The 20,998-nt window shown below is 68.5% G+C and carries 21 protein-coding genes and 1 tRNA gene; 12 read left to right on the top strand and 10 right to left on the bottom strand.

Going from position 1 to position 20,998, the window contains the following annotated elements; translation table 11 throughout:
* Positions 1-582 precede the first annotated feature (582 nt).
* Complete coding sequence (lplT, locus tag AC3FMM_RS07305; RefSeq protein WP_488686350.1) at positions 583-1,902, top strand: lysophospholipid transporter LplT; 1,320 nt, start codon at positions 583-585, stop codon at positions 1,900-1,902.
* A 42-nt stretch (positions 1,903-1,944) separates the two neighbouring features.
* Here lplT and AC3FMM_RS07300 read toward each other — a convergent pair whose 3' ends face one another.
* From AC3FMM_RS07300 to tsaB, 4 genes are read right to left on the bottom strand one after another with little or no spacing between them, the layout of a single operon-like run.
* Positions 1,945-3,087, bottom strand: a complete 1,143-nt coding sequence (locus AC3FMM_RS07300) for a DUF1853 family protein (RefSeq protein WP_488686349.1) — start codon at positions 3,085-3,087, stop codon at positions 1,945-1,947.
* A complete protein-coding gene (locus AC3FMM_RS07295; protein WP_488686348.1) occupies positions 3,053-3,919 on the bottom strand; it encodes a uracil-DNA glycosylase in 867 nt (288 codons plus the stop codon). The genes AC3FMM_RS07300 and AC3FMM_RS07295 overlap by 35 nt, the downstream gene beginning before the upstream one ends.
* Complete coding sequence (gene rimI, locus AC3FMM_RS07290; protein WP_115709782.1) at positions 3,916-4,476, bottom strand: ribosomal protein S18-alanine N-acetyltransferase; 561 nt, start codon at positions 4,474-4,476, stop codon at positions 3,916-3,918. The genes AC3FMM_RS07295 and rimI overlap by 4 nt, the downstream gene beginning before the upstream one ends.
* A complete protein-coding gene (gene tsaB / locus AC3FMM_RS07285) occupies positions 4,473-5,228 on the bottom strand; it encodes a tRNA (adenosine(37)-N6)-threonylcarbamoyltransferase complex dimerization subunit type 1 TsaB (RefSeq protein WP_488686347.1) in 756 nt (251 codons plus the stop codon). The genes rimI and tsaB overlap by 4 nt, the downstream gene beginning before the upstream one ends.
* Positions 5,229-5,358: 130 nt before the next feature.
* On the opposite strand from tsaB, the gene AC3FMM_RS07280 reads away from it, so the two are divergent.
* Complete coding sequence (locus tag AC3FMM_RS07280; protein WP_012353003.1) at positions 5,359-5,628, top strand: acyl-CoA-binding protein; 270 nt, start codon at positions 5,359-5,361, stop codon at positions 5,626-5,628.
* A gap of 21 nt (positions 5,629-5,649) precedes the next feature.
* Here the strand turns inward: AC3FMM_RS07280 and AC3FMM_RS07275 are convergent, their stop codons facing one another.
* Both AC3FMM_RS07275 and AC3FMM_RS07270 read right to left on the bottom strand, forming a co-directional pair.
* Positions 5,650-7,131 (bottom strand): DHA2 family efflux MFS transporter permease subunit, encoded by a 1,482-nt coding sequence (locus tag AC3FMM_RS07275; protein WP_488686346.1) that lies wholly within the window; start codon positions 7,129-7,131, stop codon positions 5,650-5,652.
* A complete protein-coding gene (locus AC3FMM_RS07270; protein ID WP_115661942.1) occupies positions 7,128-7,598 on the bottom strand; it encodes an SRPBCC family protein in 471 nt (156 codons plus the stop codon). Before AC3FMM_RS07270 ends, AC3FMM_RS07275 begins: the two co-directional genes overlap by 4 nt.
* 242 nt (positions 7,599-7,840) lie before the next feature.
* Between AC3FMM_RS07270 and AC3FMM_RS07265 the strand changes: the two genes are divergently transcribed.
* From AC3FMM_RS07265 to AC3FMM_RS07235, 7 genes are all read left to right on the top strand, one after another.
* Positions 7,841-8,248 carry a VOC family protein gene (locus AC3FMM_RS07265; RefSeq protein ID WP_115709786.1) on the top strand — a complete coding sequence of 136 codons (408 nt, stop codon included), beginning with the start codon at positions 7,841-7,843 and terminating at the stop codon, positions 8,246-8,248.
* Positions 8,249-8,415: 167 nt separating this feature from the next.
* A complete protein-coding gene (locus AC3FMM_RS07260) occupies positions 8,416-8,664 on the top strand; it encodes an AbrB/MazE/SpoVT family DNA-binding domain-containing protein (RefSeq protein ID WP_025584520.1) in 249 nt (82 codons plus the stop codon).
* On the top strand, positions 8,658-8,978 hold the full coding sequence (locus tag AC3FMM_RS07255) for a type II toxin-antitoxin system PemK/MazF family toxin (protein WP_488686345.1): 321 nt from the start codon (positions 8,658-8,660) through the stop codon (positions 8,976-8,978). The genes AC3FMM_RS07260 and AC3FMM_RS07255 overlap by 7 nt, the downstream gene beginning before the upstream one ends.
* Before the next feature lie 204 nt (positions 8,979-9,182).
* On the top strand, positions 9,183-9,992 hold the full coding sequence (locus tag AC3FMM_RS07250) for a MetQ/NlpA family ABC transporter substrate-binding protein (RefSeq protein ID WP_115709788.1): 810 nt from the start codon (positions 9,183-9,185) through the stop codon (positions 9,990-9,992).
* A gap of 116 nt (positions 9,993-10,108) precedes the next feature.
* Positions 10,109-10,195 (top strand) — tRNA-Leu (locus AC3FMM_RS07245).
* A gap of 309 nt (positions 10,196-10,504) precedes the next feature.
* Positions 10,505-12,061, top strand: coding sequence for a serine hydrolase (locus AC3FMM_RS07240; protein WP_488686344.1), 1,557 nt, complete (start codon positions 10,505-10,507; stop codon positions 12,059-12,061).
* Positions 12,062-12,123: 62 nt separating this feature from the next.
* Positions 12,124-13,002 (top strand): metal-dependent hydrolase, encoded by an 879-nt coding sequence (locus AC3FMM_RS07235; RefSeq protein WP_326346924.1) that lies wholly within the window; start codon positions 12,124-12,126, stop codon positions 13,000-13,002.
* Between the two features lie 9 nt (positions 13,003-13,011).
* On the opposite strand, the gene AC3FMM_RS07230 is transcribed toward AC3FMM_RS07235, so the two are convergent.
* A complete protein-coding gene (locus tag AC3FMM_RS07230; RefSeq protein ID WP_115680417.1) occupies positions 13,012-14,115 on the bottom strand; it encodes a mandelate racemase/muconate lactonizing enzyme family protein in 1,104 nt (367 codons plus the stop codon).
* Between the two features lie 304 nt (positions 14,116-14,419).
* On the opposite strand from AC3FMM_RS07230, the gene AC3FMM_RS07225 reads away from it, so the two are divergent.
* Positions 14,420-15,865: a hypothetical protein gene (locus AC3FMM_RS07225; RefSeq protein ID WP_488686343.1), complete on the top strand. Its 1,446-nt coding sequence runs from the start codon at positions 14,420-14,422 to the stop codon at positions 15,863-15,865.
* 98 nt (positions 15,866-15,963) lie between these two features.
* Here AC3FMM_RS07225 and AC3FMM_RS07220 read toward each other — a convergent pair whose 3' ends face one another.
* Complete coding sequence (locus tag AC3FMM_RS07220; protein WP_473704334.1) at positions 15,964-16,719, bottom strand: helix-turn-helix transcriptional regulator; 756 nt, start codon at positions 16,717-16,719, stop codon at positions 15,964-15,966.
* Positions 16,720-16,887: 168 nt separating this feature from the next.
* Positions 16,888-17,370, bottom strand: coding sequence for a DUF1801 domain-containing protein (locus AC3FMM_RS07215; RefSeq protein WP_414247498.1), 483 nt, complete (start codon positions 17,368-17,370; stop codon positions 16,888-16,890).
* Positions 17,371-17,461: 91 nt separating this feature from the next.
* Between AC3FMM_RS07215 and AC3FMM_RS07210 the strand changes: the two genes are divergently transcribed.
* Positions 17,462-17,881 (top strand): DUF1801 domain-containing protein, encoded by a 420-nt coding sequence (locus AC3FMM_RS07210; RefSeq protein ID WP_116313274.1) that lies wholly within the window; start codon positions 17,462-17,464, stop codon positions 17,879-17,881.
* 12 nt (positions 17,882-17,893) lie between these two features.
* Here the strand turns inward: AC3FMM_RS07210 and AC3FMM_RS07205 are convergent, their stop codons facing one another.
* On the bottom strand, positions 17,894-18,880 hold the full coding sequence (locus AC3FMM_RS07205) for a Bug family tripartite tricarboxylate transporter substrate binding protein (protein ID WP_488686342.1): 987 nt from the start codon (positions 18,878-18,880) through the stop codon (positions 17,894-17,896).
* Positions 18,881-19,177: 297 nt separating this feature from the next.
* On the opposite strand from AC3FMM_RS07205, the gene AC3FMM_RS07200 reads away from it, so the two are divergent.
* The gene (locus AC3FMM_RS07200; protein ID WP_414247499.1) at positions 19,178-20,941 is read left to right on the top strand and encodes an ABC transporter ATP-binding protein/permease; all 1,764 of its coding nucleotides are present in this window, start codon (positions 19,178-19,180) and stop codon (positions 20,939-20,941) included.
* Positions 20,942-20,998: the final 57 nt, after the last annotated feature.

The following is a 20,998-nucleotide window of genomic DNA, read 5'->3' as shown; positions in this document are numbered from 1 at the left end:
CGGACAAAGCCGGCAGCAGCGCGGGCGGCTTATGCGCTCGGCGGGCTGGAGGGACGGCTCTGTCTCAGTATCGATGGCGCAAACGTCACCTGTCGGTGTGCCGCAGCACGGACCGGCGACCCATGCGGGCGACGGCTGCGCGACGGTTGTGGTGACGGATATGCGGGATGCCCTCAATTGGCACGCCCAGGTATCCCAGTCACCATATCTCGCCGGGCGCACACCAGATCAGGGAGAGACCGGTCCGGCGGGCCGCGGTGGCAGCCGTTATTTGAACACATTCGGATGCTGTTGCCGGGGGTCATCGGGGAATCGGCAAGGCAATTTGCGGTCAAAAAGAGCCGTTGCCGGGGTTCGGGAATGTCATGTTTTCGTGATATAAAGCCGGACGCTCCGGCCATGTTCTAAAAGCGAAGCATTATGTCAATGACTGTCAGGCAGGCCTCACGGCGCCGCAGCGCAGCACCTACGACACAATTCGACACGGCCGCGGCACAAGGTTCCCTGCAAACCATGGCCTCTGCGGCCGGCACCAGCCTGCCTACCCTGAATGGAGCGCGCGATGGAGAGAAAGTCGACAGCATGAAGAAGGGTTTTTACACCATCATGGCCGCGCAGTTTTTTTCCTCGCTGGCCGACAATGCCTTACTGATCGCCGCCATCGCCCTTCTCACCGAATTGCATTCCCCGCAGTGGATGACCCCGCTGCTCAAGCTGTTCTTCGTTCTCTCCTACGTCATTCTTGCCGCCTTCGTCGGCGCCTTCGCCGACTCGATGCCCAAGGGTCGGGTGATGCTCATCACCAACGCCATCAAGGTGGTCGGCTGCGCCATCATGATGTTCGGGCTGCATCCGCTGCTGGCCTACGGCGTGGTCGGCTTCGGCGCGGCGGCGTATTCGCCCGCCAAGTACGGCATCCTGACCGAGCTGCTGCCGCCCGAAAAGCTGGTGATGGCCAATGGCTGGATCGAGGGCCTGACGGTCGGTTCGATCATCCTGGGCACGGTGGTGGGTGGCGCGCTGATCTCGGTGCATGTGTCCGGGCTGCTGCTGCGCCTGGACGTGCCTTTCATCAATACCGGCATCGACACGCCGGCCGAGGTCGCGATGGTGGTGATCATGCTGTTCTATGTGATCGCTTCGCTGTTCAACCTGTTTATCCCCGACACCGGCGCGCGCTATCCGGCGCAGGAAAAGAACCCGATCAAGCTGATCGCCGAGTTCGGCGACTGCTTCCTGGCGCTGTGGCGCGACAAGCTGGGCCAGATCTCGCTGGCGGTGACCACGCTGTTCTGGGGCGTGGGCGCGACGCTGCAGTTCATCGTGCTGAAATGGGCCGAGAAATCGCTGGGCCTGAACCTGTCCCAGGGCGCGCTGCTGCAGGCCGTGGTGGCGGTGGGCGTGGCCGTGGGCGCAATCCTGGCGGCGGCGCGCATCCCGCTGCGCAAATCGCTGTCGGTGCTGCCGTTCGGCGTGGCGATGGGCGCCACGGTGATGCTGATGGCGTTCTACACCAAGGACGCGATGCCGCAGGTCACGCTCGACGTGCTCGGCCTGCACATGCCGCTGTACATGGCCATCGCCTACGTGTTCCTGATGCTGGTGGGCGCGATGTCGGGATATTTCGTGGTGCCGATGAACGCGCTGCTGCAGCACCGCGGCCATGTGCTGCTGTCGGCCGGGCACTCGATCGCGGTGCAGAACTTCAATGAGAACGTCTCGGTGCTGCTGATGCTGTGCCTGTACGCGCTGCTGATCAAGCTCAACGTGCCGATCGGCGTGGTCATCATCGCGCTGGGGCTGTTTATCTGCGTGACCATGGCGCTGGTGCTCAAGCTGCACAAGTACAACGTGCGCACCTTCAACTCGCTGGCGATGATCGGCGAGGACAAGCACCACTAGCACCCTCACGGCGCGGCCGCGGCGGCGGCCGGCCAGCCTGCGTCAGGCGGCGTCCTGACCGGCTTGCGGGCCCGCCCGCGGCGGCTCTTCAGTGCGCGCCAGCGCCCGCTCCTGCCATCCCGGCGGCACCACGAACCCGCGCGAGCATTCGCGCCACCAGCCCGGCGCCTGCGGCCCGGCCGGCTCCAGCTCGCACAGCATCACCGGCGACTCGCGGCGCCAGCCGTGATCATGGCGCGGATCGGCAAAGCGCTGCGCCAGGAGCGCGTGCAGCGTGCCGGCGTCAGCCGTGCCGGCTTCCGGCACCAGCGCGCCCGACAGCCACCCCGTACGTGGCAGGCGGCACCAGCGCAAGCCCGGGCGCGCCGCCGCGCGCCCGGCCCAGGCATCGAGTGTGGACCACCAGCCGTGCAAGTGGTCCGGCGCGATCCCCAGCGTTTCCAGTCCGGCCGGCACCTGGCCGTCGCGATAGAACAGCCAGCCCAGCAGGTAGACCTCGCTGCGGTCGACGGTATGGCCCAGCGCGGCCCGCGCTTCGGCGGTATGCCCGAGCGGCAGCTGGCGGTGCACGATATGGCCGAGCTTGTCGCCGAGGCGGTCGACCAGGTTCGGGCCGACGAAATCCTGCGCCCGCGGCCGCTGGCCGCCGGCGGCCGCCATCAGGTAGAACTTGGCCGCCATCTCCCAGTGCACCACCGCGCCCGAGTCCAGCTCGCGCCAGACGAAATCCAGCTCGCCCAGCGTGCGCACCCCGTGGCGGCCGGCGCGCCGCACCGGCACGTTGGCGGCCAGCAGCGACAGCCCCTGCATATGGCGCAAGGCGAAATGCAGCAGCCGTTCGGCATGCCGCCCCAGGCGCAGGCTGCGGTTGGCAGGGTCGTGGTCGGCATCGGCAGCAAGCGCGGCGTGGCCGTCGGCCAGTTCGTCGATGGTGGCGGGCAGCGCGGCGGGATCGGCGCCTTCGAGCCAGCGCTGCCAGGCCTCGAGGGTGCCGGCCGGCCAGCGCGCCAGCGCGGCCCCCGGCACGGCATCCAGCAGCGGCGGCGACAGCGTGGTCCAGGCCAGGTCGCGCGCGCGTGCCGACGCGGCACGGCGCCACAGCGGCGCGTGCGACGGCCCGGGGCCGTCGCCGCCGCGGGTCAGGGAAAGGTCAGGCCCCAGCTCCCGCACGGTCGTGGACCTCACGGGCCAGGCACAGGTCTTCCCAGGCGCGCGCCTTGTCGGTCAGCGTGCGCAGCAGGTAGGCAGGATGGTAGGTCACCACCACGGGGATGCCTTCGTACGCATGCACGGTGCCGCGCAGCTTGCCGATCGGCGTGGTGGTGCGCAGCAGCGATTGCGCCGCGAAGCGGCCCAGCACCACGATCACGCGGGGCCTGACCAGCGCGATCTGCCGGCGCAGGAAGGGCTCGCACTGCGCCACCTCTTCCGCTTCGGGATTGCGGTTGCCGGGCGGGCGGCACTTGAGCACGTTGGCGATGAACACATTGCGCCCGCGCGCCAGCCCGAGCGCGCCGAGCATATTGTCGAGCAGCTTGCCGGCCTGGCCGACGAAGGGCTCGCCTTGCAGGTCTTCGTTCTCGCCGGGGGCCTCGCCCACCAGCATCCATTCGGCCTGGCGCGCGCCCACGCCGAACACGGTGTTGGTACGGGTCTGGCACAGGCCGCAGGCCGTGCAGCCCGCTACCGCGGCCTCAAGCGCCGGCCAGTCCATCGCGGCGATGGCCGCTTCACGCTCCGCTTGCGCAGCGTCGGGCGCCAGCCCGGCGGGAACCAGCGCCGGCGCGGCTCGATCGGGGGCTGGCGGTGCCAACGGGGCAGCCGGCGGAGCCTCGGGATGCGTAACCGCAGCAGCCACCGGAGCAGCCGTCATTGCCGCGGGCGGCTCGGCTGCCGGCATCGCGGCCGGCTGCGCCGCCAGGTCGGGCTGCGCCTCTGCCTGCGCCGCCCGGGACGCGCGCGGCAGCCATTCGGTCGGAATGCCCAGCACCTCGAGGAACTGCGCACGGCGGCTCATGCCCGTCCCTCCGTGCCGTCGTTGGCGGCGGCCTGCGCCGGCCAGGCGCGGCGCAGCACCAGCGCGTCTTCGCGCTTGCCGCCGGGCGCCGGGTAATAGCCCTTGCGGCGTCCGATCTCGGCAAACCCCGCCGCCTGGTACAGCGCGATCGCGCCGGTATTGGAGGGCCGCACCTCCAGCAGCATGGTGTGGATGCGGTGCGCGTGCGAGGTCGCCAGCACCACCGCGAGCATCAGGCGCCCGAGCCCCTGGCGCTGGCGCTGCGGCTCGACCGTGATGTTGAGCAGGTGCATTTCATCGACCACCGGCATCAGCACGGCGTAGGCCACCAGCGTGCCCGCCGGGTCGCGCAGCGTCAGCCCGAGATGCCCGGACTTGACCGAGTTCTCGAAATTGCCGCGCGTCCACGGATGGCTGTAGGCGCGCGCCTCGATGCCCGCCACCGCCTGCAGGTCCAGCGCGCTCATGCGGCCCAGCGACCAGCCCTCGGGCAGCGCCGGCATGGCCGGCACCTCGGGCCAGTCGTGGCGGTCTGCGAGGGGATACGCGGCGCTCACGATGCGCTCCCCGGCCGGGCCGCCGCGCGCGCCGCCGCAACGGCCTCGCGCTCGGCGATGGTCTGGGCGACCTTGTCGCGCAGGTAGACCGGCATGGCCTGGTCGGCGTCGATGGTCTCGCCGCGCGCCAGCGCGCGCAGCGCCAGGGCAACCATCGGCTGCGCATGCGGCATCGCCTCGGACAGCACGCGCGCGGCGCGGCCGAGGCCCGCCAGGCGTTCGCCAAACACCGTGGACGCGTTGCCGGCCAGCCAGAATTCGCCGTCGGGCAAGGCCACGGTTTCGGGCGCGCCGACCTGCATCGGCGTGAGTTCCTCCCACTCCCGCGCGCCCGAGTTCCAGCCGAAGGCCGCCGCATAGGCCTCGTCCATGCGCGCATCCAGCGCCACCAGCACCGCGGTGCCGTCCGGCAGCGCCGGCGTGGCGGCGCGGGCGCGCTCGGCGCAGGCCATCAGGGTGTTGACCGGCACCACCGGCAGGCCGGCGCCGAACGCCAGCCCCTGTGCCACGCCGCAGGCGGTGCGCAGGCCGGTGAACGAGCCCGGGCCGGCGCCAAAGGCGATGGCCGCGCAATCGGCCAGCGCAATGCCGGCTTCGGCGAGCAATTCGCCGGCGGCCGGCAGCACGCGCGCCGACGAGCGTGCGCCGGTGTGCTCATGACGCACCAGGCACTCGAGGCCGGCGTCTGCCGCGCGTCCGAGCGCGACCGAGCACCACTCCGTAGAGGTTTCAACAGCAAGAATCCAGGACATGGCGCGATTGTAGCCGTTGGGCCCGGAATCGAGGGCTTCTTCGGTTTTATACGGACGGCGCGCCCGCGCGGGGCGGCTATCATCGGACTGCATTTTCGCAATCCAAGACAGTCCACACGGAGGAACCCCCATGAGCGACCTGCAGGCACGCTTCGAACAGGCCCAGATCGACGTCAAGCAACTGAGCGAGCGCCCCAGCAATATGTCCCTGCTGCGCCTGTACGCGCTGTTCAAGCAAGGCAGCGAGGGCGATGCGCACGGCGACAAGCCCGGCATGACCGATTTCGTCGGCCGCTACAAGTTCGAGGCGTGGGAAGCGCTGCGCGGCACCGCGCGCGAACAGGCGATGGAGCAGTACATCGCGCTGGTGGAAGAACTGCGCAGCGGCGCCGCCAGCTGAACCATTCCGGCGCGGCCGGCTTCAGGCCGCCGGCGCCGGACGCGGCCGGATGCGCCAGGCCGCCAGCATCGCGCTGGCGATCACCACGCCCACCGCGAGGAAGGTCTCGTCGAAGGCGCGGATGCGCGCCGCCTGGAGCGCGCTGTCGCCGAGCTGGCCCAGCAGTGCGCCATGCTCGGCCAGGCGCCACTGCAGCCCCACCCCCGCCAGGCTCACGCCGATGGCGCCGCCCAGTTGCCGCAGGAAGTTGATGCAGCTGGAACCCTGCGCGATCAGCGTGAAGTCCACGCCGCGCATCGCGCCCAGCGTCAGCGATGGCAGGATGCAGCCCAGGCCGATCCGCCCCAGCACCGCCAGCGCCACCAGCACCAGGTAGGGCGTCGCGCGCGAGCCCAGCGCCATCAGCAGGAACGACAACGACAGCAGCGCCAGCCCGAACGACACCTGCACATGCGGCGGGATCCGGTGCGTGAAGCGCCCCGCCGCCGCAATCGTCAGCGCCAGCATCACGCCCGCCGGGAACAGCACCAGGCCGGCGCGCGACGGGGTGTATTCCAGCGCCATCTGCATATAGACCGGCAACAGGTAGGTCGAGCCGAACAGGCCCGCGCCATAGATGAAGGCCACCACCGCCCCGGCCGCGAACTGCCGGTAGCTGTACAGCCGCATATTCATCAGCGGGTACGCCGCGCGCAGCTGCCACATCACGAAGGCCGCCAGCATCAGCACGCCGAAGCCCGTCAGCGCCAGGCCCGCGGCGACGCTCTCGCGCATCTCGACCACGCCGTTGAGCAGGCTGACAGTGGCGATGCCGGCCAGGCCCAGCCCGCGCCAGTCCAGCGGCTGGCGCTCGCCCATCATGATCGAGTCCACCGCCATGAAGCGGCGCGCCATCAGCACGGCCAGCAGCGTCAGCGGCACCACCACGAAGAAGATCGAGCGCCAGCCGAAGGCCTCGACCAGGAAGCCGCCCAGGCTGGGCCCCAGCGCCGGCGCCAGCACCACGCCGAAGCCGAACAGGCTGATCGCCTTGCCCTGCTCGCGCTCTTCAAACACGCGCAGGATCAGGATATTGGGCAGCGGCTGCATGATGCCCGCTGCGACGCCCTCGGCCACGCGCATGGCGATCATCACGCCGTAGGTGGGCGAGAAACCGCCCACCAGCCCGCCCGCGCCGAGCAGCAGCGACGCGCCCAGGAAGGTGCGCCGCAGCCCGTAGCGATTCAGCAGCCAGGGGGTCAGCAGCATCGACATGGTCATCGCGATCATGAAGCTGGCCGCGACCCATTGCGCGCGCTCCTGCCCCAGCACGAAATGCCGGCTCAGGTCGGGAATCGCCACATTGACGATGGTGGACGAGACGATCGACGAGATCGTGCCCAGCATCAGCGTCGCCAGCACCAGCCAGCGCAGCCGTTCGCCATAGCGCTCGCGCAGCGACTGCCGGGTCGGCAGATCCGACCGCTGGCCGGAACCTTCCGGCGTGGCGGGGCCCTCGCTCACCCCAGCCGCCCGGTGTCGGCGATCTCGCGGATCTTGCGGACGGTGTCGATGTCGGCCGCGTGGTACGCGGACTTGACGATTTCGGCGTAGCGGTCGTCGCCGCTGGCGTCGACGGCCGGCATGGTGGTGTCGTAAATAAAGCGCAGCAGCAGCGCGCCCGGACCCGGGGTCTCGATCGCCATGGTCAGCGTGCCGCCGGCATGCTCGGCGGTGGCCGCGGTCTCATAGCGCACCAGACGGCGCGGCTCGTAGACCACGTGATCCTCGATCGAAGCCTCGCCGAAATGCAGCACCCGGTCGATCCAGTTGTCGCCGCGGCCCACCACTTCGGCGCGGTCCAGGCCCAGCACGAAAAGCTCGGGAGATTCGGCGCGCAGCACCAGGCCCTGCCACACCTGCTCGGCCGTCAGCGGTTCCAGCTGCGGGTTGCCCGGATCATTGATCTCCACCAAGTGCTCAAAACGCAACTTCACTCTCCCATTTGCGATAAGTCGATATTATGAAGTCTCCGCGTATTCGCGAGACCTTTTTGTCTGCGCACTGCAACATTGTGCCGACCCTGGGCCTCTCGGATATCGGCCAGACTCGCGTCGGCTGGAGCCCCCGCGTGAACGCCGCGCCCGGCTGAAACATCACTCCTGACAGCAGCTGTCAGGAGACCCGGCGCACAATGCGGCCGCTTTCACACGGAACGCTGCAGGAGGCTGTGATGGAGTTGCTGATCAATATCGATGTCGACGACCTGGCGCGTGGCATCGACTTCTACGCGCAAGGGCTGGGATTGCGCCTGAACCGCAAGCTGTTCGACGGTTCCGTCGCCGAAATGCTGGGCGGCAATGCCCCGATCTACCTGCTCGCCAAGCCCGCGGGCACGCGCCCGACCACGCGCGCCGCGACCCGGCGCGACTATCGCCGCCACTGGACCCCGGTTCACCTCGATTTCGTCGTCGCCGACCTCGAGCAGGCCATCGAACGCGCGCTCGAGGCCGGCGCCGAGATCGAGGACTGGCCCCAGGAATTCGCCTGGGGCCGGCAGGCCACGCTGTCGGACCCGTTCGGGCACGGGCTGTGTTTTATCGAATGGAAGGGCCAGGGCTACGGAGCGGTCGCCAACTGATTCGGGCGTACCGCGTGGCGCGGGCGTTTTCGGACCATTCGCCTGTTGCCGGCTGCGCCGGGATGTCACATTTCCATGCAGCGTCGTGCCTGCCTGTTTCCTTGATGCCCGCGGTGTAATAACATTGTGCTGACGCCAGTAACTGGCTACACCATGAGCAACAAGACATGAAGGCAACGATCCGCAAGATGGGCAACTCGCAAGGAGTCCTGATTCCCAAGGCAATCCTGGCACAGCTGGGTCTGGAGAATGAAGTGGAAATGGAAATCGTGAATGACACGCTGGTGCTGCGCCGGCCGCGGCAGGCACCGCGGCAAGGCTGGGCCGAAGCCAGCCGGCAGATCGCCGCGGACGGCGACGACACCCTGGTGCTGGGCGAGCTGCCCAACGCCGACGACGCGGAGCTGAAATGGTAGCGCGTGGCGATGTCTGGCTGGTCGCGCTCGATCCCACCGTCGGCAGCGAGATCGAGAAGACGCGCCCCTGCGTCATCCTGTCGCCGCCCGAGATGCACGACTACCTGCGCACGGTGACGGTCGCGCCGATGACCACCGGCAGCCGGCCGGCACCGTTTCGCATACCGGTGACGTTCCAGCGCAAGACCGGCCTGATCCTGCTGGACCAGCTGCGCACCGTCGACAAGTCGCGGCTGGTGAGGCGCGCGGGCGGCCTCAGCGACCGGACCGTGGCAGACACCTTGCGTACCTTGCGCGAATTGTTTGCGGACTGAGCCGCGGCGCCGGGGCATTAAATGCCGGCCCGCGGCCGCTGGCTGGCTTCATAAGCTTATGAAAAAGAAATAGACGCCAGAATCGTCCGCGCCGCGCCATCCGGACGCAATTGCGTTAATCTGTGCCCTCGCTCCGGACAGGCGATCCCTGCCCCTGCGATTGCCTCTCACTCGCCACATCACAACAAGATCTTCACCATTCCTATGCGCACGTCTTTCATCAAGCGTCTGGCGGCAGCTGTATCCGCCGTGGGTTTTATCGCCGCCGGCAGTGCCGGGGCCCAGGAACAGACCATCCGTGTCGGCACGGTCAGCGGGCCGGACGCCGAAGTCTGGCAAGTGGTCCAGAAGGTGGCCAAGCGCAATGGCCTGAACGTGAAGGTGGTCGAGTTCAACGACTACGTGCAGCCCAACGCCGCGCTCGACGCCGGCGACCTGGACGCCAACAGCTTCCAGCACCAGCCGTACCTGGACAGCCAGGTGAAGCAGCGCGGCTACAAGATGCAGAGCGTGGGCTACACCTATATCTCGCCGCTGGGCATCTACTCGAAGAACCTGAAGTCACCCAAGGACCTGCCGCAGGGCGCCAAGGTGGCGGTGCCCAACGACCCCTCCAATGAAAACCGCGCGCTGCTGCTGCTGCAGGCGCAAGGCGTGATCAAGCTGAAGGCCGGCGCCGGCACCAACGGTTCCAATGCCACGCCGCTGGACGTGGCCGAGAACCCCAAGAAGCTGAAGCTCGTCGAACTGGACGCGGCCCAGCTGGCGCGCGCGCTGCCCGATGTCGGCGCCGCCGTGATCAACACCAACTACGCGCTTGCCGCCGGCCTGCAGCCGACCAGGGACGCGATCGCGCTGGAAGACATCCACAGCCCGTACGCCAACATCATCGTGGTGCGCACCCAGGACAAGGACAAGCCGTGGGTCAAGAAGCTGGTGGCCGCGTACCAGTCGGAAGACGTGCGCCAGTTCATGAAGGCGCAGTACAAGGGCGCGATGGTGCCGTCGTTCTGATTGCCGACGCGCGCCGCGATCGCTGCTGAGCACGGTCGTTAAAGTTTTTTTACACGGCGCCCGCGCAAGGGCTTGCAAATTCCGCCGCCTTCGGTAGAATTCGCGGCTCACCACCTGCCCAGGTGGCGGAATTGGTAGACGCACTAGGTTCAGGTCCTAGCGGTGGCAACACTGTGGAGGTTCGAGTCCTCTCCTGGGCACCACAATTTAAAAAAGGTCTGCGCATGCAGACCTTTTTTCTTTTCCGCCCAGGAAGAAAAGCGCTTGAGCGCTTTTCGCGAGGACGAGAAGGGCTGCGCTTGCAAGCGCAGCCGGGGTCGCGCATGCGTGACCGAGTCCTCTCCTGGGCACCAGAGTTTCAGGCAAAGGCCCGCACGACAGTGCGGGCCTTTTGCTTTTGCAGCGTCGAAACCTCTCTCTCCTTCGCCTCCGGGCTACCGATCGCATACAGTAGTTCCATCCACAGGCCACGGCCCGGCCACGCCTGTTCCGCGTCATAACGGAGAACTACCGTGGGCAAACTGCAAGAGCGTCGCCGTTTCCTGGGAGCCGCGCTGGGCGGCCTGCTGGTCCCCGCGCTGCCGGCGTGCGGCGGCGACGACGACGAACCGCCCAAGCCCACGCCACCCGAGCCGGTTCCTCCGGCGCAGATCACCCAGGCCATCGCGCAACTGGACCAGCTGGTTGCGGACCTGATGGCGAGTTCACGCGTACCCGGCATGGCCGTCGCGGTGGTGCGCGGCAACCAGACTGCTTACGCCAAGGGCTTTGGGCGCCGGCTGGTGACCGATCCCGCGCCGGTCGATGCCGACACCGTGTTCCAGCTGGCCTCGGTGTCGAAATCCATCGGCGCCACGGTAGTCGCGCGCCAGGTCGGGCGCGGCGGCATCAGCTGGGATACGCCGGTGCGCACGCACCTGCCCTGGTTCACGCTGGCCGATGCCGAGGTGTCGGCGGCCGTCACCATCGGCGATCTCTACGCCCACCGCTCCGGCCTGCCGGACCACGCCGGCGACCGTCTCGAGGACATGGGCTACGACCGCCAGCAAGTGCTGACGCGCCTGCGCTTCATGCCGCTGCATCCGTTCCGCGCGGTCTACGCGTACACCAACTTCGGCATGACCGCCGCCGCCGAAGCGGTTGCCGTCGCCGCCGACACCGACTGGGCCACGCTGTCGGAACAGGCGCTGTACCAGCCGCTGGGCATGACGCGCACCAGTTCGCGCTTTGCCGACTATGCCGCGCGCGACAACCGCGCGCTCGGTCACGTGCGGGTCAACGGCAACTGGGTGCAGGGATCGACGCGGATGCCCGATGCGCAATCGGCGGCGGGCGGCGTCAGTGCGTCGGTCAACGACATGGCGAAATGGCTGACGATGCTGCTCGCCAAGGGCGAGTTCGGCGGGCAGCGGGTGGTCGATGCCGCCGCGCTGGCGCCCGCGATAAGTCCGCAAATGCAGAGCAACCCGCCCGCAGGCGAGCGCCCTGCCGGCTACTATGGCTATGGCTTCAATGTCGGCACCACCGAACTGGGCCTGACCTCGCTCAACCACTCCGGCGCCTTCGCCCTTGGCGTCGCCACCAGCTTCATGGCGGTACCGGAACTCAACCTGGCCATCGTGACGCTGACCAACGCGCAGCCCATCGGCGTGCCGGAAACCCTGAGCGCCCAGTTCTTCGACCTGGCGCAATTCGGCGCCATCCGCCGCGACTGGGGCAAGCTCTACGGCGATGCGCTGGCACCGCTGCTGGAGCCGGAAGGCCGGCTGGTGGGACAGCCGCGCCCGGCCAATCCGCTGCCGGCGCGCGCGCTGTCGGCCTACACCGGCACCTACCGCAATGACTACTATGGTCCGCTGCAGGTCGCCGACCAGGGCGGCACGCTGGTGATGACGCTGGGCGCGACGCCGCTGGTGCTGCCGCTGAGCCACTGGGACGGCGATATCTTCACCTTCACGCTCGCCAATGAAAACGCCATGCCGGGCACGATCTCGCAGGCCGCGTTTTCCAGCGACCGCGTCTGGCTGGAGTTCTACGACCATGAGGGCCTCGGCATGTTTGTGCGCTAGCCCGCTGCGTTGCATATGGATCCGGTATCGGTCCGGCATCGATCCACTCACGGAGGAAGGACATGCTCAGACACCTTGCGAGGATGCTCGCCGCCGTCATCACGCTCACCGCCCTGCTCGGCGCCTGTGCCGCGCCCACGCCGCCGGCGGACGCCCCGCGCCCGGTAGCGCCCGGCCAGCCCACCGCGGGCAAGGCCGAAGTACTGTGGCTGGGCCAGGCCGCCACGCGCATCACCACGCCGGGCGGCAAGGTCATCGTGATCGACCCGTGGCTGACCAACAATCCGAAGACCCCGCCCGGCTTCAAACAGCTGCCCGCGCTCGGCAAGGTCGACCTGATCCTGGTCACGCATGCCCACAACGACCACCTCGGCGACACCCCCGCGCTGGCCCGGCTGACCAACGCGCCGGTGTACAACGGCGGCGGCCTGGGCCGGGCGCTGGTCAGTCTCGGCCTGGTCCCGGAGGCGCAGGTGCAGCGCTTCGGCAAGAGCGGCACGGTGATGCCGTTTGGCCCGGCGGGCCCGAAGATCACGGCGGTGCATGCGGAACACTCGTCGGAACTGGCGCTGAAGAACCCGGCCACCGGCAAGGACGAGACCCACTACGGCGGCGAGCCGGTGGGCTACATCATCGAACTGGAGAACGGCTTCCGCATCTGGCACATGGGCGATACCGGGCTGTTCGGCGACATGCGCCTGATCGGCGAGATCTACAAGCCGGATCTGGTGCTGATCCCGATCGGCGGGCATTCCACCATGGGACCGCAGGATGCCGCGATCGCCGTGCGCGACCTGATCCGGCCGCGCTTCGCCATCCCGATCCACTACCAGACCTCGCCGCAAGCGAGCGGCACGCCAGAGCAATTCAAGGCGGCGCTCGGTACTGGTGCCGCGGCAAGCGTGATCGTGCCGCAGCCCGGAGAGAAGGTCGACTTCTGAGCGCCGGCGTCAGCCGACGCGGTAGCGCCGGATCACTTCCGGATCCGGGTCGAGGCCCAGGCCCGGGCCGGCGGGCAGCGCGATCATGCCGTCGCGCGGCACCACGGCATCGCCCAGCACTTGCGCGGCCATGTCGAAGTAGCGCCATTCGATCATGGCGTCGGCATCGCCCAGCGCCGCGGTGGCATGCATGGCCGCCAGCAGTCCGGGGCCGTCGTAGAAGGTATGGACCATCACCTGCGCGTTGTGCGCCCTGGCCAGGGCAAAGACATCGCGCAGGGCGCTGATGCCGCCCATCTTGGCCGGGCTCGGCTGCACCACATCGACGGCACCGATGCCAAGCAGGTGCTCGAATTCCATCAGCGTGGTCGCATTCTCGCCGGCGGCGAGCGGAATCGCGCATTGCCGGCGCAGCGCCGCGAGTCCGGCGTAGTTCTCGGGCGGCCACAGCGGCTCTTCCAGCCACCTTAGCGACAAGGGCTGCAGGGCGCGGGCCATATCGATGGCCTCGTGCAGCGTCCACGGGCAATTCGTATCCAGCGTGATCTCGATATCCGGGCCCGCGGCCGCGCGCGCAGCGCGGATCACGGCCAGGTCGACTTCATGCAGCTTCAGGCTGCGGTAGCCATCGGCGATGGCGCGCCTGACGTTGACCGCGATCGCTTCGGCATCGGCATAGCGGATCAGGCTGGCGTAGGCCGGCAGCTGCTCGCGCCGCGCCCCGCCCAGCAGCCGGTAGACGGGTAGTCCCGCCGCCTTGCCGCACAGGTCCCACAGCGCGATATCGAGCGCCGACAGCCCGTAGAACAAGGGCCCGCTGCGCCCGAACACATGGAAGCTGCGCTGCAGGTCGAGGCCGATCGCATCGATCTGGCTCGCGTCACGGCCGATGCAGGCCGGCGCCAGCATCTGCTCGATCGCCGCCCGGGCCGCGGGAACGCCGACAAAGCCGAAAGTTTCGCCCCAGCCGACCAGGCCGTCATCGGTGCTCACCTTGAGCAGCAGCGAATCGGCGGCCTGCATGCCGGCCCCGCCCCAGACGCCCGCGGCCGACACGCCGCCGACCGTGAACGGAATGCGCAGGGCGATGGCTTCGATGCCGGCGATCTTCATGGCGCGCTCCCTGGTCCCGCGGTCGCTCGGGCTACGACAGGCAATGCCGATGCCCATGCCGCGCAGGACTTCAATATAGGCCACAAGGCGGCCCCGCATGACCGTGGACCACCGGCGCGTATTGCAGCCACCCTGTGGAATCCCACAGGGTCGGCGCGCCACCCTGCCCGCCTTTCCCTATTCTCGCCCGTGGCAATTCGCGCCAGCCCCAGGCGTCGCGCCCGCTGCGGCCTCCACAGCGCCGCCATGCCGGCCCCGGCCGCGAATTGATCGTTGAAGAACAAGATCCGAAAGGGAAGACTCAATGCGTAAGACGATTTTGCTGATGGCGATTTGCGCGGCGCTGTCCGCGTGCGGCGGGGACGATAACAGCACGACACCGCAACCCAACCCCGGCAACCCAGGCACCCCGGGTACCCCCGGAACGCCGGGCAACCCCGGCAACCCTGGTCCGGGCAACCCCGGCACGCCCACGCCGGCGGGCTGGACCGATCCGGCGCCCTTTACCGAGGCCGGCGCGGGCACTGTCAACGTCGCCATCGATGCCGCGGGCAATGCCGTCGCGGTCTGGATGCAGCTCGATGCGGGTACCGCCAACGAAAGCGTGCTGGCGAGCCGCTATGTGCCGGGTTCCGGCTGGAGCGCGCCGGTGGCGCTGGAAAACGACGCCGCGGGAGCCACCGACGGCCCGCAGATCGCGATGGACCGCGCCAGCGGCCGCGCCATGGTGGTGTGGGCGCAGCTGACCAGCGCGGGCGCCTACGACATCTGGGCCAGGCCCTTCGATCCGGCCGCCGGCTGGGGCACGCTGGCGCGCATCGAGACCGGCGCCGGGCTGGCCGGGCAGCCGCAGGTCGGCATGGACACCAGCGGCAACGCGGTCGCGGTGTGGAGCCAGCGCGACGGCCAGTTCGGCCCGTTCAAGATCGTCGCGAACCGCTACACCCCCGCCAGCGGCTGGGGCACGGAATCGATGTTCGCGACACCCAATGACGCCGGCATCCAGAACCTGCGCCCGCAGGTTGCCGTGGCCCCTTCGGGCGAGGCGATTGCCGTGTGGGAACTGACCGACCTGGCCAGCAACGGCATCTGGACCAGCCGCTTCAGCGGCGGCAGCTGGGACGCGCCCAGCGAGCTGGTGCGCGACGACAGCATCGACCGCTCGCTCGGCTATCCCGCCATCGCCATGGACGGCAGCGGCAATGCCACGCTGGTATGGGGACAATCCGATGTCGCCAACGGCACCGTGGCAAGCACGCTGTACGCGCGGCGGTTTACCTCGGCCTGGCAGAACCCCGTCGCGGTGGCGCCGCCGGTGGCCGAGGCCTTCATCAGCAAGGCGCGTCTGTCGGTCAATGCGCGCGGCGACGCCATGGTGGCCTGGGGCCGCAACGACAACACGCTGGTGGCCAGCGTGGCCCCGGCCAACGGCGCCTGGGGCAGCGAGACCGTGCTGCTGAGTGCCAGCACGCGCACGCCGAGCCTGCCGACGGTTGGCCTGGACGGCGCCGGCAATGGCTTTGTCGCCTGGACCCAGGCGCCCGACGGCAGCAGCGTGGCCGACCTGTGGACCAACCGCTATGTCGCCGGCACCGGCTGGGGCACCGCCGCGCTGGGCGAGAGCTACGGCGACACCGCCGCGATTCCCGCGCTGGCGGTGAACGAGAAAGGCAATGCGGCGCTGGTCTGGAACCAGTGGAGCGATGCCGGCACCCGTATCGCCGGCCGCTATTACACGCCGGCCAACTGACGCGCGGTCGTCGCGCCGACTGCAAGCCCCGGGGGAAGGTGTTGCCCCGGGGCTGCTCCGCGTTAACCGCCGGCCGCCCGGTCAACGCCGCATTGGTGTCAGATCGACAGCAGCCCCAGCGCCACCGCGCGCGCGCAGGTGGCCTGGCGCCCGCGCGTATTGAGCTTGCCGGCGGCAACGTTGAGGTGGAAGTAGACGGTGCTCTCGCTGATGCCGAGGATGCTGGAGATCTCCCATGTGGTCTTGCCGATCGCCGCCCAGTGCAGGATCTCGCGCTGGCGCCGGCTCAGCGCCGGGCGCGCGGCCTCGCCTTGCAGCCGCCGCAGCGCCGAATGCAGGCAGTGCGCAAAGTAGCTCATCGGTGCCAGCGTGGTGCGCAGCGCGCGCAGGTCGGAGGTGGCATCGGTGGTCAGCGTCATGAAGGCCCAGTCGATGCCGGGTGTCCATAGCGGAATGGTCAGGCCTGCGTTGAGCCCGTGCTCGCCCGCGCTGCGCAGCAGCTTGCGCGCGCTCTGTCCGATATCGCGACGCGTGTGGTCGACCTCGCCCAGCGCATTCCACGACGTCGCCGGCATGCCCGCGCGCACGTGCGCCACGCGGGCGTCGCCATCCTCGTGCCGCTTCGCGCGCAGCGGCTCGTAGCGCGCCCGCGCCCAGTCCGCCGAAAAATCGTGGAAGCAGACGAAGTCGTTGTCGTCGTGCGAGCCGAGCGCGGGCTGCTTCATGACGTAGGCATGGTGGTTGAAGCCCATGGCCCGGGCCGCGCGCAGTGCCACCTGTGCCACTTCCTGCGGCGTGCGCGCGTTCAGGACGGTCTCGGCATATTGCCAGTCACGAAGCGGATCTACCTTCATGCAATCTCCGGCAGGATGCGCGCCCGTCGCGGGTGCGATCGTGAAGACGCGGCCGTGCGGCAACTGGCCGCCGGCCAATGAAGCTTGCGAGGGTATGCGAATTCCGCTGCCATGGAACGCCCCGTTCGGGGGAAGCGCTTCGGCATGCGCGGGGCGCGCGGCACCTGGCTAAGGCTTCCACCCCGGCAGCGCCGCGGCCTGCCGGATCCAGTGCGCCAGCAGCGCCTCGTCGAAGGCCTCGCCTTCGTGGATATGGAAATAGCGCGTGTCCTTGTCCCGGGATTCGACCGGCGGCACCGGATCCAGCGACATGCCGCGGAAAAACGCCACCTTGATGTAGCGGGTCATGCAATGGAAGCTGAGAAACCAGCCCTGCCCCTGCCTGCCATAGAACGGCGAATTCCAGCGCACCGCCTTGTTCACATCGGGCACGCTGCGCTCGACCAGGGCGTCCAGGCGCCGGCCCGCGTCCTGCTTCCAGCCCGGCATCGCCGCCAGATAGGCTTGCACCGGCGCATCGCCGTCGCCTTTCGGAATCTGCGGATTGCCGCCTGCCAGCAGCACCGGCGTGCCAGTGGCGGGCCCGGCGACGGCTTTCTGCGGGGGCTTGCGCGCGCTCCTTGCAGGGATCCGGGACGTGCTGTTGGCCATGGCTGAACTCCCCTGGTTGACGCTGGTCGGCGAGACCGCACTGAGCGGCTATGATAAGCCGGTCAGCCAGAACCTTGAGGAACGAGCATCGATGCAGCCATCTGAACAGATCGACCAGTTGATCGCGGGCCTGGCCGACTGGCGCGGCCAGACCCTGGCCAGCCTGCGCAAGGCCATCCTCGCCGCCGACAGCGGCATCGTCGAGGAATGGAAATGGATGGGCAGCCCGGTATGGTCGCGCGACGGCATGATCGCCGTCGCCAACGCCCACAAGGCCAAGGTAAAGGTTACCTTTACCAACGGCGCCAGCCTGCCCGACCCGGACCACCTTTTCAACGCCGGCCTGGGCGGCAGCAAATGGCGCGCGATCGACCTCGCCGAGGGCGACAAGATCGATGCGCGCGCGCTCAAGGCCCTGGTCCGCGCCGCGATCGCATTCAACCAGGGCAAGGCGAAGAAAAAAGCGCCGGCGCGCACCCGGGCACAGGCCAGCCAGCAAGACGACGCTTGAAGCGCAGGGAGTTCAGCTTCCCTCGATCTTGAAGCCGATGTCCTTGATGAACTGCCCCCAGCGCGCGTGGTCGGCGCGGACCTGCGCGGCAAACGCATCGGGCGTGACCGCCTGCGGCGGCAGCACGCCCACGCCCGCCAGCCGCTTCTGGTAGGCGGGATCGGCCAGCACCTTGCGCACCGCGGCGGAGACCGCCTCCACCGTCTCGCGGGGCATGGCCTTGGGGCCAAACAGCGCGAAATAGCCGCTGAGCTGCTCCATCTCGGGGTAGCCCAGTTCGCGGAACGTGGGCGCGCCGGGCGCGAGCTCGGAGCGTTCCGGGATGGTGGTGGCCAGCACCTTGGTCTTGCCGGCCTGGTACAGCGGCACGCCGGTGGTCAGGCCGTCGATCATCAGCGGCACCACGCCGCCCACCAGATCCTGCGTGGCGGGCGCGGAACCCTTGTACAGCACCGGTTCGAGATTGGTGCCGGCGAGCCGGTTGAACAGCAGCGGGCCGAAGTGCGACGACGTGCCCGGACCGTACGAGGCCGAGTGGATCGGCTTGCCCGGATTCGCCTTGGCGTAGGCGACCAGTTCCTTCAGCGTGTTGTACGGCGCGTCCTTGTTGGCGGCCAGCAGCACCGGCGCGCGGCCGAGTTCGGCGAGCGCGGTCAGGTCGGTCAAGGGATCGTAGGGAACGCGGTTGATATGCGCGCCCGAGGTGGCCGAAGAGCCCAGCGTCACCAGCAGGGTCTGGCCGTCGTTCTTCGCGCGGATCACGTCCTGCGTGGCGGGAATGGTGGCACCGCCGGGCTTGTTCTCCACCACCACCGACTGTCCGACCACGCGCGCGAGGTAGTCGGCGAACAGTCGCGCCACCACGTCGGTGCCGCCGCCCGGCGGATAGGCCACCACCAGCCGGATGGCGCGCGCGGGCCACTGCTGGGCCAGCGCGTGCGGCGCCACGCCGGCGGCCACCGCAAGTGCGGCGGCGCCCAGGAACTGTCGACGATCCATAGATGAAGTCTCCGCGTTATCGTTGTGCGCCGCACCGGCGGCGGGTCTTTCATCTTAGTGAGTGTTCAGGCCGGGGACACGCCCGGGTTTCCACCATGCGCAGCCGCGGCCGCGGCAGCCGGCGGCGGGCCGAACCCTTGCGCATAGGCTCGCCGTGCCCGGAGGGCGCGCAAAAGCGCCGGGCATCGATTTTGCTGGCCTATATTTCAATAGTCATTTTCCGCCGCGCCGTGGTCCACGCCCGAAGCCGTGCCGCGATGTGACGATAATGAAATCCGCTCACCCCGGAGGTGGATTATGAGCGCCGTGCCCGAGCCTCAGGTGGCCGACAGCACTACGCCCCCCGGCAAACGCCCCGCCACGTCGACGCGGCACGTCTGGACCCGCTATTGGGTGATTGCCAAACCCTACTGGGTCTCGCAGGAGCGATGGAAGGCCGGCGGCCTGCTGCTGGTGCTGATCCTGCTGCTGCTGGGCCAGACCCAGGCCGAGGTGCTGATCAACGAGCAGACCGGCGAATTCACCTCGGCGCTGGCGGCGCGCGACGCCGAGCGCTTCTGGGCCTCGATCCGCACCTGCCTGTACATCCTGATCGTCGCCATTCCCGTCTACGCGGTCTATTACTACATTCGCAACACGCTGGGCCTGCACTGGCGGCGCTGGATGACCCACCATTACCTGGACGGATATTTCAAGAACCGCATTTTCTACAAGCTCAATGCGGATGCCGGCATCGACAATCCCGACCAGCGCATTTCCGAGGACATCAACACCTTTACGCGGCAGTCGCTGTTCTTCCTGTCGATCGGCATCGGCGCGCTGCTGCAGCTGATTGCGTTCAGCGCGGTGCTGTGGATGATCTCCAGGGAGCTGGTCTATTTCCTGGTGGTGTACGCGATTGCCGGCACCTTTGTCTCGATCGCCTGTTTCGGGCGGGTGCTGATCGGCCTGAATTTTTACCAGCTCAAGCGCGAGGCCGACTTCCGCTTCAGCCTGATCCGCGTGCGCGAGAACGCCGAATCGATTGCCTTCTATCGCGGCGAGCCGCAGGAGTCATCCCATGTGCGCGGGCGCTTCGGCAAGGCGTTCCAGAATTTCGAGCGGCTGATCCGGTGGCAGCTGGGGCTGAACATGTTCCAGTATGGCTATGGCTTCCTGACCATCCTGCTGCCCAGCGCGATCGTGGCCTCGCGCGTGCTGGACGGCGAGCTCGAGGTCGGCAGCGCGATCCGCGCCGCGGGCGCCTTCGCCGCCGTGCTGAACGCGCTGACGGTGATCGTCGACAACTTTGAAGACCTGAGCCGGTTCGTGGCCGGGCTCGACCGCCTGGACACGTTCTCCAGCACCCTGACCGGGAAAAAAACTACCGCGCCGCGGGCTGCCTCCACCATCGAGTCCCGCCAGGACTCGCGGCTCGCGCTGGAACATGTCACGCTGCAGACGCCCAACCAGGAGCGCACACTGGTCACCGACCTGAGCGTGTCGATCAATCCCGGCGAGGGACTGCTGATCGTCGGCGCCAGCGGCGGCGGCAAGAGTTCGCTGATGCGCGCGATCGCGGGGCTGTGGAACAGCGGCACCGGCCGCATCGTGCGGCCGGCGCCGCAGGACATGCTGTTCCTGCCACAGCATCCGTACATGGTGGTCGGCAGCCTGCGCAGCCAGCTGCTCTATCCCAACCATGTCGGCCGGCAGGTCGCAGACGACGAGCTGCTGCAATTGCTGGATACCGTCAACCTGCGCGACATTGCCGGCCGCTTCGGCGGCCTCGACACGGAAGTGGACTGGAGCAAGGTGCTGTCGCTGGGCGAGCAGCAGCGCCTGACCATCGCGCGCGTGCTGCTGGCAAGGCCGCGCTATGTGATGCTGGACGAGGCCACCAGCGCCCTCGACATCAGCAACGAAGAGGCCTTGTACCAGTTGCTGGGCGGCTTGCAGGCGACGCTGGTCAGCGTCAGCCACCGGCCCACGCTGCTGAAGTACCACCACCAGGTGCTGGAGCTGCCGGGCGACGGCAGCTGGCGCCTGCATCCGGCAAAGGAGTACCGATTCGGCTGGTAACGGGCACCGCGGCGGCAGCGGCTGCACGCGCCCGGATGCGTTGCGCTATGCTGAACA

The organism is Cupriavidus sp. 207A1, assembly GCF_057798955.1.
This window is presented reverse-complemented; position numbering and strand designations above follow the sequence as displayed.

What these genes read in the sequence shown, in the direction of transcription:
- AC3FMM_RS07265 (WP_115709786.1), top strand. Translation starts at nt 7,841, where the DNA reads ATGGAGTTGCTGATCAATATCGATGTCGACGACCTGGCGCGTGGCATC.
- lplT (WP_488686350.1), top strand. Translation starts at nt 583, where the DNA reads ATGAAGAAGGGTTTTTACACCATCATGGCCGCGCAGTTTTTTTCCTCG.
- AC3FMM_RS07205 (WP_488686342.1), bottom strand. Translation starts at nt 18,880, where the DNA reads ATGGATCGTCGACAGTTCCTGGGCGCCGCCGCACTTGCGGTGGCCGCC.
- AC3FMM_RS07225 (WP_488686343.1), top strand. Translation starts at nt 14,420, where the DNA reads ATGCGTAAGACGATTTTGCTGATGGCGATTTGCGCGGCGCTGTCCGCG.
- AC3FMM_RS07220 (WP_473704334.1), bottom strand. Translation starts at nt 16,719, where the DNA reads ATGAAGGTAGATCCGCTTCGTGACTGGCAATATGCCGAGACCGTCCTG.
- AC3FMM_RS07210 (WP_116313274.1), top strand. Translation starts at nt 17,462, where the DNA reads ATGCAGCCATCTGAACAGATCGACCAGTTGATCGCGGGCCTGGCCGAC.
- AC3FMM_RS07215 (WP_414247498.1), bottom strand. Translation starts at nt 17,370, where the DNA reads ATGGCCAACAGCACGTCCCGGATCCCTGCAAGGAGCGCGCGCAAGCCC.
- tsaB (WP_488686347.1), bottom strand. Translation starts at nt 5,228, where the DNA reads ATGTCCTGGATTCTTGCTGTTGAAACCTCTACGGAGTGGTGCTCGGTC.
- AC3FMM_RS07295 (WP_488686348.1), bottom strand. Translation starts at nt 3,919, where the DNA reads ATGAGCCGCCGTGCGCAGTTCCTCGAGGTGCTGGGCATTCCGACCGAA.
- AC3FMM_RS07235 (WP_326346924.1), top strand. Translation starts at nt 12,124, where the DNA reads ATGCTCAGACACCTTGCGAGGATGCTCGCCGCCGTCATCACGCTCACC.
- AC3FMM_RS07200 (WP_414247499.1), top strand. Translation starts at nt 19,178, where the DNA reads ATGAGCGCCGTGCCCGAGCCTCAGGTGGCCGACAGCACTACGCCCCCC.
- AC3FMM_RS07280 (WP_012353003.1), top strand. Translation starts at nt 5,359, where the DNA reads ATGAGCGACCTGCAGGCACGCTTCGAACAGGCCCAGATCGACGTCAAG.
- AC3FMM_RS07230 (WP_115680417.1), bottom strand. Translation starts at nt 14,115, where the DNA reads ATGAAGATCGCCGGCATCGAAGCCATCGCCCTGCGCATTCCGTTCACG.
- AC3FMM_RS07260 (WP_025584520.1), top strand. Translation starts at nt 8,416, where the DNA reads ATGAAGGCAACGATCCGCAAGATGGGCAACTCGCAAGGAGTCCTGATT.
- AC3FMM_RS07255 (WP_488686345.1), top strand. Translation starts at nt 8,658, where the DNA reads ATGGTAGCGCGTGGCGATGTCTGGCTGGTCGCGCTCGATCCCACCGTC.
- AC3FMM_RS07250 (WP_115709788.1), top strand. Translation starts at nt 9,183, where the DNA reads ATGCGCACGTCTTTCATCAAGCGTCTGGCGGCAGCTGTATCCGCCGTG.